The sequence below is a fragment of the uncultured Methanobrevibacter sp. genome (assembly GCF_937906425.1).
Lineage (GTDB): Archaea > Methanobacteriota > Methanobacteria > Methanobacteriales > Methanobacteriaceae > Methanobrevibacter.
Map to the genome: position 1 here is coordinate 1 of NZ_CALCYR010000121.1, position 10,580 is coordinate 10,580.

A 10,580-nucleotide genomic window follows, 5' to 3' on the forward strand; every position below is an offset into this window, starting at 1 on the left:
GCATCCAATTCCTGATGATTTCGAGTTTGCTCCCACTGATAGTGCCAAGAGTAAACTCGTAATCATCAGGAATTGGATGCTGCTTATTTACAAGAATTATCTGCCAGTCATCACTTGAAAATGTAGCTTCACCATCCCCGGAAGTTTCTAAACTATCAGCATTAGTAATATCACCTAAGACTTCTGTCTCTTCTGCATTGGAGTCAGCAATGCTCTCTGCAATTGTTGACTCATCTGCAGCATTTTCAATATCCGAAAGTGAAACCTGATTGTCCGAATTAAGATGTTCCGCCTCAGCTACATCGGGATTTGCACCCTCCAACGCCTCCTGAAGAACGGTTTTGTCCACATCTACATTTAAAGCAAGTTCCGCACTGGACTCGCCTACTTCTGTTTCAGATAAAGCAGACACTTCCTCAGTCACACTTCTATCCTCAAGGTAAAGATCCGATGCAAAGCTAATATTTAACGCCATGTTGGGATAAGAGAAACTACTACTGAAAACATAGAATAAAATAATACATGCCAGACATGTAAATCTCTTTACATTTCGATAAAAATAAAACAAAACTTTATATTTAATTAATATTTAATATATATTAATTATATTATTTTAATATTTAAATAATTTTTTTTCTACTTGAAGAAATTAAATTATTGTCTTTATCATTAAAAACAATTCTATTCATATTTTTAGCACTCATATCTACATCATTTGCACTGTCTTCTAAATTAATATTATTATTATCATCATCTTCTTCCTCCTCTTCTTCATCTTCGTCTTCATCATTAAAAAACGTCGACTCAACTTTTTCCAAAACATCTACTAATTGTTCATAAAAGAGTGTACTGCCTGCTTCATCAAAGATAAATATTCTAGACTCTCTATCAAAGTAATCATTCTTTAAAAATTGTAATTTATATACCAATTTTTTATTTTCTTCTTTTGCTTCTATATTACAAAGTTTACTTATATCAAATTTTTTTGAGACTCTTCTTTTTTTTTCGTCGTTCTTATCGACGATGATATCTTTTAATATATATAAGAAATTCTCATCGATGAAAATTATTTTTTTTGATTTGGTAAATTTTTTGAATAAAATAAAGTTGGAGGATTGCTCATAACATTCGATTGCTTTTTTGCGAGTTATGTCAACATCTTCCCCGTCTAATAAAGTAAAATGACAAAAAGATATTTTATCATCTATTGTTTTATTATTATCTTCTTCTTGTTTTTCATTATTATTTTGCTCGTTTATATATTCTTTAGATGTTATTTCGTTTTTTTTTACTTCTATTATTTCTTCGACATTTATATTTTTTTCTTCGTCTTTTTTTTCTTCGTCCTTTTTTTCTTCGTCCTTTTTTTCTTCTTCGTTTTCGACTTCTTCTTCTTCATTATATTCCGGGTCATTCTCTAGTGAATCATTATAATAATTTCTTACGTGAGTAATCTTTATTTCCTCGGCTATTGATGATTTCTCTTCTTTTTTTGGGGCTTGAAATAATATCTATATTAGTTATTATTATTTTAAATATTTAAATTACTTTAATGATTTAAACTACAATTTTTTAAGGAATCCTCTTGTAGGTTCATAAACAAGTCCTTTTGCAATGATTTGTTTTAAAAGAGTGTCTACTTTTTCATTAGTCATATCGTATTTTTCTTTCATGTTCTCTTTAATGGTGTCAACTGGAGCCTGTTGGAATTCCTCTTCGAGATGACCGATTTCGTCCATAATCTTATTGATTCTGTCCCTGTCTGAGGTTGGAGTTCCTCCTTCAACCCTTGCAATGTCTATTTTGCCTGTGTCAGGGTCCATTCCAATTTGTTCCAAGGTTTTTCTTTGTAGGGTAATCGCCCTTTGAGCATCTTCGGCATCAACCTTGTCCTTAAGTTGAAGTTTAGCGCTTGCTTCAGCTAAACGAATAATAGCTTCCAATTGTCTTGCAGTAATAGGAACTGGAGTGTCATCATCCACCCCTCCACTTCTTACGGAAACATAGAAGTCTTCCAAGACCTTATTTGCCTCATTGGTTAAGACAGGATTAATGTTTTTACGTGCATAAGCAATATACTTTCTAAGCAAGTCCGGTTCAATCTCATAATTCACACTTTCTGACTGGTGTATCTTGAGAATGTGTTGAGCCAATTTTCTATCGTTTTCAACATTAGGCTTATCCTCAATTACAAACATAAGGTCGAAACGAGAAATAATCGGTGAAGGCAGGTCAATTTGGTCTGCCACTGTCTTATATCTGTCAAATCTACCGAATTTAGGGTTTGCAGCTGCAAGAACTGAACATCTTGTATTCAATGTTGCCATGATTCCTGCCTTTGCAATACTTACGGTCTGTTGTTCCAGTGCTTCGTGAAGGGCTGAACGGTCTTCTGGACGCATTTTGTCCAATTCGTCAACACATACGTTTCCCTGATCCCCAAGTACTAATGCACCTGCTTCAAGAGACCATCCTCCGAGTTCGTCTCTAACTGCGGCTGCAGTCAATCCGGCTCCGGATGTACCCTTACCACTTGTATAAACGCTTCTAGGAGCAAGCTTGGACACATACTTAAGAATCTGGGACTTACCTATACCAGGGTCTCCAACAATCAATATGTGAATGTCTCCCCTTAAACGGGTTTGGTCTTCAAGCAACTTTACACTTCCACCAAAGAGTTGCAATGCAATGGCTTCCTTAACTTCACGGTATCCTCTAATTGATGGTGCAGTTGAATTGATGATTTTATCGTGAATGTGAGGGTCCTTTGAAAGTTCAATGATTTTTGCCTCATCCTCTTCACTTAACTTCAATTCCTCAAATTCCTGAAAAAGAGGTTCAATGTGATTGACATAAATGAAATTTTTGAATTTTCCGCTTTTTTCTTCTCTGAATGTTTTCAAAGTACCTGTGATTCTAACCTTGTCTCCAGGGTTTAAATCGTCCACCAAGTCATCCTCCAAAATCAGGAGCATCTGTTTTGGTTCAGTACCTCCTGAAAGGTTTTCCAAAGGTTCCTGCATTCTTGCTTCTTGTGTGTCAATGTATGTTGATTCTTCCGGAAGCAATCTGAATGACCTTCCATTACAGGTAGGACAAAGGGAAGGGTCTGCTATGCGGGTTGAGGAGTTCTGCTCCACATCAATAATTCTTGAACAGCCTCTACATTCAAATTTTGCAACTTCAATTCTTGGACGGATTTCATTCAATTTCCTTACGATTCCATCTGCTGATACGAAGTTACCAATGTATTTACTTAATAAATCGCTTAATGGAACATTGTTTGTAAGGTTTTCAAATCTGATGTTTAAATTAGCATTCTGCATTAATGGATCTATGTTTTTGATAGCCTCTTGTGCAGATGTAATAATATCTTCAGGTTTTAGAATTAATGTATCTGCCAAGTCTGGATCAAACATTTCTAAATCGTTATAATCGATAACAAGTGACCTTTCATCAGGATATTTTTCCAGTACTTCAAATACGTCATCCTTATAAATTGTTGAAAGAAATTCTTCAAATTTTGCAGTATATTTGTTTTTGTTAGTGGAACTCATTGTATAATATTTTGTTACTTACTCTTATAAAAATTTAATCGATGTTTGATTTGAATATAATAATTAAGTTGAAATTTTGTTTTAATCTCGTAAGAATATTGCTTTAAAACTGTAATTTTTGCTTGTTTTTTTCATGATTTTTTACTAATTTTTTAAATTTGTTTAATTTAGGAGTAAAATTTAATTATTTTGTAAAAATTCAATATTTTAGTAATTTTTTTGATTTTTATTTTTAGGGGGATTGTTTTTAGTGGGTTTTGATTTTTATTTTTAGAGGGATTGTTTTTAGGGGGTTTTATTTTTTTAGTTGTTTTTTTTGATTTCTGAACTTATGGGATTTTTCATTCCCTCTATTTTCAGACAATTTCCATATGTAAATTTTATATAGTTGGATAATTTAAAATATAAATGTATAAAAATTTTTTGTTTTTTAAAAAATCAATTTTTATTTTAATTTTTATTAATATTTTTGGTGAATTTATGAGAAAATCAAGGCTGAATCTATTTAAATCAACTTCAATGCTCATATCTGTTTTAGGTGTTATAATGATTATAGCAACTGTTGCAGCTGTGGCTTATGTTGGTTTTAGTTTGGTTTCATCTAGTTTAACTGGTGGGATTTCTTCTGGAACTCAATATGATGAATTGGCAAGTTTAAGATCAAATTGCTCCAATTTGGAAGCTCAATTTAATGACACAGGTAATAAGATTTATGCAATGGATAATATTACCTTGGAAAGAGAATTTGTTAATGCTGAAGTTGAGCTGGTAAGAGTTCAGAATGATTTGGACAGTGTGGAAAGTGCATTGTCTTCGGGAAAATCTGCCTCTGAAGTGGATAATAGATTGAAACAATCAAAAGAAGATTTAAAAATAGCTCAAGAGGCTTATAATAGTTTGACAATTAGATAATTATTTTAATTATTTAATTCTTTTTTTATTTTTAATTTTTGAGAAATAGAACTTTTTTTATTTAATTTTACTTTAGGGTGTTCGCCAAAACCTATTTTTTGAAAAATTTTTAATTTTTTTCTTTTTTTAAAATGCTTTATTTTTAATATTTTTAATTATTTTTTCCTATTTTTGTGTTTTGGTTTTTTAAAATTTTTAGTTTTTAATTATTTTATCGTATTGGTTTATATTTTTAATTTAGACTTCATTTAACTATGAAAACATTTATATACTAGTTAAAACATAGTATTATTATGTATTAAGTGTTATGGGGTTGTTATTTATGGTAAAAAATAATAATTATGAGAATCAAAGCAAATTAGGTATTGTCACATTAGATTCAGCGGTTCCGAAGAATCATATTGCTCGTTATGTTGTAAAATTCATTGACGAATGTTACGATTTTTTGCAGATTCCTAAGAAAAATAAAAAATCAAAAAAAGGTGGAAGACCGGCTTTTTCACAAAAAGAAATGTTCAAACTTCTTATTTATGCAAAAATCGAACATATTGAAAGCGCAAAGTACATTGCAGATATGGCACGCTACCATGACATTTATAAATATGTTTGCAACGATATTAAACCTTCTGAACGATCTATTCAGCGTTTTCGGAGGGAAAATGGGAAGAATTTTGAAGCTTTGCTCAAAATGACACTAAAAAAAGCCTCAGATGCAGGATTCACTGAATTTAATCACGTTGCCATTGACGGAACAATCAAAAAAGCCCACAATTCCAACAACAATGTCATAACAAAAAAAGAAACACAGATATTGATTGATTACTTCAACGGAATGCCTACAAGCTCTGAAACTCTTGAAAAACTCCATAAACCTGCCCAAAGAATCCTGGAATATGAAAAATTATCTGATGATGATAAATTAGAGCTTTTATATGATATTTCAACCCAATTTACACTCACTGGACAGAATACAATACCAGTAAACGATATAGAAGCTCGTTTTATGAAAAGTAAGAAAGGAAATCAAATGGTTGCTTATAATATCCAATCTGCAGTCGATTACGATACAAAATTAATTTGCGCAATAAACGTCTCACAAAGACCGACAGACCATTATGAGCTTCCGGAAATCGCAGAAAAAGCAATAAACAATATAGGTAAAGTCCCACAGACAATGAGTGCAGATACAATTTATTTAAATGAAATAAGCTTATCATTTTTTGCAAATAACAATATTAACGGACTTATACCTACTAGAAAGCAATCTAAGGAAAGAATAGGTCGTTTAAATGAAAACCCATATCACAAGGATCATTTTGCTTATCTTTTTGAACAGGACGCATTCCTCTGTCCTGAAGGTCAGATGCTGACTTTTTTCAATGATTACGTTGAAAAAAATGATGATCCGAACAAACCAGATAAAATAAAACGTCTTTACAGCAATTATGGTGCATGCAAGGCTTGCAAAGCGAAAAATAAGTGCATTTCAGACTCCCAGTACCACCGGACAATCACCGAATACGGGTCCGAAATGAAGAAAGGAATGCAATTAAAAATGGAAAACGATGCAAATAAAGAGGAATATAGTAAAAGGTCAAGTGTTGAAGGTCCTTTTGGAGTTTTCAAGGAACAATTCCAAATAGAAAAGGAAGTAGTCATTGGAGTGAGGAAAACAGAGGAAAGAATAAACTTAGATGCTGTTGCATATAATTTAATAAGATTATACAACTTAGAAAATGAAAAAGAAAACAGTGAAAAAGATTTAATAGATTTTTGTGAAAAAGAATCCGTTAAAAACGAATTACAGCTTAAAGTAACAGTTTTCTAAATCCAAAAATTAAAAAATAAGTTTTGGCGGACACCCTTTAAAAAAGAAAAAAAGAAAAAATAACTAAAATAAAATAAATAAAATAAATAAAATAAATAAAATAAAATTTTAATAAAAGAAAAGAAAAACAAGAAAAATAGTTAAATTAAATAAAATTAAACCCATAAAAAAACAATCAATTAATATTCTCCACTAGAACATCTTTGGAATTTCATTTGCCTTTTAATTTCTTCTTCTCTCTTTTTAGAAACAGGTTTTCCAACAAGTTCCATAAAATCAGAAAGTTTAGACTGTTTTGTTGATTTATCATTACAAAAATCTTTCGAATTATTTTCATCTGAATCTAAATTAGAATCTAAATCTAAATTAAAACCAGAACCTAAATCAGAATTAGAATCTGATTCTAAATTAGAATTTAAATCATCACTTTCCAAATCATCATTATTTTTATCAATGTCATGACTTTTCATTTCATTTAAATTCTTATTTTCATATTCTAACTCATTAGAATTAAAATTACCCACCTTAGACAAGTTAGACCTTAGATAAGAATACTTAACAACCAAAGCATCATAAAACCATCTCATTGCAAAGATGTCTGAAGAGGACAAAGAAATGGTTCTTTTTGAATATGAATTCCTTGAATATACAATATCTATAGAAGAAGCTATTGAAGAGCTTTTTGACCTATTTAACTTTAAATCAACTATTTCAGAATAATAGATCTTTTCAGAACTAATGAACTTGCGCTTAAGCAGGGATTTCTTTTTCAAAAGAATAAAATCATCTTCAAGTGAGGTTTCGGAAATAATGTTTGATGCCATTGAATGATTTGATTGGGAACTTAAATTATGTGAAACTGCAAAATTCATTGCATATCTTTGATTTTGATTTAAATTCTGATTTAAATTCTGATTTAAATTCTGATTTAAATTCTGATTTAAATTTTTATTTAAATTCTGATTTAAATTCTGATTTAAATTTTGATTTTGATTTTTATTTTGATTTTTATTTTGATTTTTATTTAAATCAGAATCGCTTTTAGAAGTTTCAAAATCCTTTGAATCATTAAATTCAGACATCTATCTCCCCTTCCTTAAAGTAAAGTATCAGCAAATAAATCAGCATTGAAATAAAATATGCGAAAATATCCATATAATCAAAGATTGCTCCCTGCTTGATAAAAATGGCTATGTATTCCCAAAAGAATGCTGCCAAGGCAGTAATCAAAATGATAATCCATAAATTTTTAATTTTTATGGGATAAATAATATTCAATAAACTAAATAAAACAACAATTGCAAGCAAATCACTGAAATAAAATTGAAAGAATGAATTAAATGAATGTAAATAAAATTTGTTCAAAGCATAAAGACTTAAAAAAACAATCAATAATGCAAAATTAAATATTCTAAAGTCCTTTGTATTCCTTTCAAATTGAAATTTATTTAAAATCATTTAAATTACCAATAAAGTATCAGATATGGAATTATTAAAACTTATTCAAAAGTCAAAATAAAAATAATTATCAATAAGATAATTACCATCCCTAAAATTACTATACCATAACTGTCAAACAAATTATCCAAGGAGTCCTTAGAACCTCTGGAAGATGAAGAATAAGTTCTTGAATCACTATATGATCCATCATCGATTACTTCCTCTACACCCTTTACATCATAATCCTCAATATCAATTACCTCTTCATCCATATTATAACCTCAAAAATTCAATTGAAAAAATTGATTAAAATTAAAAATTTATATAAATAAAATCAAATAATTAAAAAATTTACTGAATGAATTAAATTAAAAAATTTACTGAATGAATTAATTTAAATTAAAAATTTAATTAGAATTTTTTCTTATAAATATTATTTTACTCATCAATAATAAAATTATTTAGATAATTTTAAAAGTAATTAACTATTAAACCTATTAATAATAAATTATACATTATACTAAAATAAATTTTTATTATTTATTAATCAGATTTTAAATTTAATAAAAACTTATTTGAATTAAAAAAAGTTTTAGGTGATTATATGAATATGTTCTGCCCAAAATGTGGTGCAAAACTTGTCGATGCTCAAGCTAGATTCTGCAGCAGATGCGGAGCAAAGATTGGAGAGAAAAAGGAAATAAATCCTGAGGATTTGCCTGAAGAGAGAATCGATTTAAGGGAAGGCATGACCAAAAACAATAAAGGAATGTTTAAATACACAAAATGGGGAAAACGAAAGAAAAAACCAATAAATTGGGATATGGAAAAATAAAAATAAAAAATCAAATTAATAAAGAATGATAACCTGAAAAAATAAGCTGAAAAATTTAATAATGAGTATTGGAGAAACAAAAATGAGATCTAAAGAGGAAATAAAGGAAAAAATCGAAAATTTGGATGATAAGATTGCAGGAATAAAAGCTGAAAATCCGGAAAACTTAACAAATGAATTAAAAGTTATTCTTGCAGGTTCTGAATTACAATCAATCATATTGGCAAGCTCACTCGAAAACACAGAAGAGCAAACAAGATTTTTACTTGAAAAATTCCAAGAAAGAGCTGAAGAATTAAATTTAAACTATGAAAACGCTTCCTTAAAAAATGATATTGAAACTAAAAATAAAATCCATGCAATGATTTGGACCAATGACATTAGAATGGACAGTCTAAAATGGATTCTTGAGGAAGAGGACATTGGAATTTAAATTCAATAAGTCAAAATAGATTTAAAGTACTAAAAATCAATTAGGAAGTTCATAAAAAAATTAAAAGAACAAAAAACTACTAAAAATCAATTAATTCCTAAAATAAGAAATTTAAAAATACTGAAAAGTAGTAAAAATCAATTTAAGAGTTTTTATAATGAAAAAGTGTATTCCCCTATTTATTATAATCTTAATCCTGGTATGCCCATTATTTGCAAGTGAAGTTCATGCAAGCACAGTCTTTTTGACTTCAGACAATGTTTTGGGACAAAGCGAAGATTTTGAAATGTTAAATGACATCAAGTCAATTATCGAATCAAAATCAGATGGAACAGTTACGGTTATAGTGGATAGCAGTGCATCAAACCCTGGAGAAGGCACAAGGGCAATGGAAGCAGACTGTGACCTGGCAGTTACAGTAGCTTATGCCTGTGCCGGAAATCTGCTTGACTTGGCAGAATATTCAACAAAAGTGAATAAGAAAATTGTCTTTGTAAATGCAGGATCCCTTGATTTGACAAGCTTAAACTTCTTGAGAAGATCCTACGATGACAATTGGTCAAGCTACACCTTTGCAGCAATCCAGCAGCCATCCACATTCCTCTCTGATGCAGGAATAACTTTAATACAACCTGGACAAACCTATCCAGACCAGACAGAAAATGGAAATCTTGACTACAGCAGTTCTGTAATTAATGAATACATTGCAGATATTGTGCTAAGCCAACTAAATAGCGAAAGCAGCGAAAGACAATTAGATTCAAGTCTTATTGTCAGCCATCAAATGAATCCAAAGTATCTTGCTGAAGATTCTGCAAAAATCGTATCAAGCCATGGAGGAGAACTGGAGGAATCCTACGGCTCCTACACAACACAACAATTATTGTATATGAGCGCTTCATATTTGGCAGGATATAGTCTAAAGGTTCCAACATCCTATCAGGCTCCAGACAATCCGGAAACAAGTTCAATGTTTACAAAAGGTTCATACTCCTTTAATGAATGGTGTGAAATAGCAGACATTGTTGTAGATTATATGAACCAATATGGAAAGGCACCTAATTCAATAGAGTATAATGGAGCCACAATAGGCTATGAGGATTTGGTTTATAACTTTGCACTTCTAACAGAGGATGATGTGGATGCAAGCCACATGAACTTCCCGCAAAAGTCAGAATTCCACAGTTTCCACGACAATTTCCTAATGAGCATATTGCCTATTGGAATCATTGTCATCATAATCCTTGCAATAGTTTTCATAATAAGAAAAGTGATTAAATCAAGAAGACAGCGCAAAATGAGAAATAGAAGAGCTAGAAAGTTCCGAAATAATGTCAATATGGATTATTATGAAGACTATAATTATAGGTCAAATAAGCCAAAAAGATTAAACAGACAAAATCAGAGACGTCGAAGAAGATAATTATTGAATTAAATTAAAACAATTAAAATTAATCATAAAAAACAAAATAAGGATAAAAAAAATTAAAAAAATAATAATAAAGTTTAGAAAAAATTATTAATTTAAAAATTTATTAAAATAAAGAACAAATTAATAATAACTTAAAAAAAATA

General features: G+C 29.9%; 11 protein-coding genes. 5 read left to right on the top strand and 6 right to left on the bottom strand.

All coding sequences use genetic code 11. From position 1 onward, the window contains the following. The 3 genes from Q0138_RS03245 to Q0138_RS03255 form a co-directional block, all read right to left on the bottom strand. The coding region (locus Q0138_RS03245; protein ID WP_297980858.1) for a hypothetical protein at nt 1-424 on the bottom strand (424 nt) is incomplete at its 3' end. 196 nt (nt 425-620) lie between these two features. Next, nucleotides 621-929, bottom strand: coding sequence for a hypothetical protein (locus Q0138_RS03250; protein WP_297980861.1), 309 nt, complete (start codon nt 927-929; stop codon nt 621-623). A 633-nt stretch (nt 930-1,562) separates the two neighbouring features. Continuing rightward, the gene (locus tag Q0138_RS03255; RefSeq protein ID WP_297980864.1) at nt 1,563-3,557 is read right to left on the bottom strand and encodes a minichromosome maintenance protein MCM; all 1,995 of its coding nucleotides are present in this window, start codon (nt 3,555-3,557) and stop codon (nt 1,563-1,565) included. Nucleotides 3,558-4,037: 480 nt separating this feature from the next. On the opposite strand from Q0138_RS03255, the gene Q0138_RS03260 reads away from it, so the two are divergent. Both Q0138_RS03260 and Q0138_RS03265 read left to right on the top strand, forming a co-directional pair. Next, on the top strand, nt 4,038-4,469 hold the full coding sequence (locus Q0138_RS03260; RefSeq protein ID WP_297980867.1) for a hypothetical protein: 432 nt from the start codon (nt 4,038-4,040) through the stop codon (nt 4,467-4,469). A gap of 322 nt (nt 4,470-4,791) precedes the next feature. Further along, a complete protein-coding gene (locus tag Q0138_RS03265; RefSeq protein ID WP_297980870.1) occupies nt 4,792-6,297 on the top strand; it encodes a transposase in 1,506 nt (501 codons plus the stop codon). 179 nt (nt 6,298-6,476) lie between these two features. On the opposite strand, the gene Q0138_RS03270 is transcribed toward Q0138_RS03265, so the two are convergent. From Q0138_RS03270 to Q0138_RS03280, 3 genes are all read right to left on the bottom strand, one after another. Further along, on the bottom strand, nt 6,477-7,379 hold the full coding sequence (locus Q0138_RS03270) for a hypothetical protein (RefSeq protein ID WP_297980872.1): 903 nt from the start codon (nt 7,377-7,379) through the stop codon (nt 6,477-6,479). Continuing rightward, complete coding sequence (locus tag Q0138_RS03275; protein ID WP_297980876.1) at nt 7,372-7,527, bottom strand: hypothetical protein; 156 nt, start codon at nt 7,525-7,527, stop codon at nt 7,372-7,374. Before Q0138_RS03275 ends, Q0138_RS03270 begins: the two co-directional genes overlap by 8 nt. 269 nt (nt 7,528-7,796) lie before the next feature. Then, the gene (locus Q0138_RS03280) at nt 7,797-8,009 is read right to left on the bottom strand and encodes a hypothetical protein (RefSeq protein ID WP_297980879.1); all 213 of its coding nucleotides are present in this window, start codon (nt 8,007-8,009) and stop codon (nt 7,797-7,799) included. Nucleotides 8,010-8,341: 332 nt separating this feature from the next. Between Q0138_RS03280 and Q0138_RS03285 the strand changes: the two genes are divergently transcribed. The 3 genes from Q0138_RS03285 to Q0138_RS03295 all read left to right on the top strand — a co-directional run bounded on the left by Q0138_RS03285 (nt 8,342) and on the right by Q0138_RS03295 (nt 10,428). After that, nucleotides 8,342-8,572 carry a zinc ribbon domain-containing protein gene (locus Q0138_RS03285; protein ID WP_297980883.1) on the top strand — a complete coding sequence of 77 codons (231 nt, stop codon included), beginning with the start codon at nt 8,342-8,344 and terminating at the stop codon, nt 8,570-8,572. A 61-nt stretch (nt 8,573-8,633) separates the two neighbouring features. Continuing rightward, a complete protein-coding gene (locus Q0138_RS03290; protein ID WP_297980886.1) occupies nt 8,634-9,005 on the top strand; it encodes a hypothetical protein in 372 nt (123 codons plus the stop codon). 157 nt (nt 9,006-9,162) lie between these two features. Further along, nucleotides 9,163-10,428: an adhesin gene (locus tag Q0138_RS03295; RefSeq protein WP_297980889.1), complete on the top strand. Its 1,266-nt coding sequence runs from the start codon at nt 9,163-9,165 to the stop codon at nt 10,426-10,428. Nucleotides 10,429-10,580 lie beyond the last annotated feature (152 nt).

Coding starts and splice junctions, on each gene's coding strand:
- Q0138_RS03295 (WP_297980889.1), top strand. CDS start 9,163: ATGAAAAAGTGTATTCCCCTATTTATTATAATCTTAATCCTGGTATGC.
- Q0138_RS03265 (WP_297980870.1), top strand. CDS start 4,792: ATGGTAAAAAATAATAATTATGAGAATCAAAGCAAATTAGGTATTGTC.
- Q0138_RS03270 (WP_297980872.1), bottom strand. CDS start 7,379: ATGTCTGAATTTAATGATTCAAAGGATTTTGAAACTTCTAAAAGCGAT.
- Q0138_RS03290 (WP_297980886.1), top strand. CDS start 8,634: ATGAGTATTGGAGAAACAAAAATGAGATCTAAAGAGGAAATAAAGGAA.
- Q0138_RS03255 (WP_297980864.1), bottom strand. CDS start 3,557: ATGAGTTCCACTAACAAAAACAAATATACTGCAAAATTTGAAGAATTT.
- Q0138_RS03285 (WP_297980883.1), top strand. CDS start 8,342: ATGAATATGTTCTGCCCAAAATGTGGTGCAAAACTTGTCGATGCTCAA.
- Q0138_RS03260 (WP_297980867.1), top strand. CDS start 4,038: ATGAGAAAATCAAGGCTGAATCTATTTAAATCAACTTCAATGCTCATA.
- Q0138_RS03280 (WP_297980879.1), bottom strand. CDS start 8,009: ATGGATGAAGAGGTAATTGATATTGAGGATTATGATGTAAAGGGTGTA.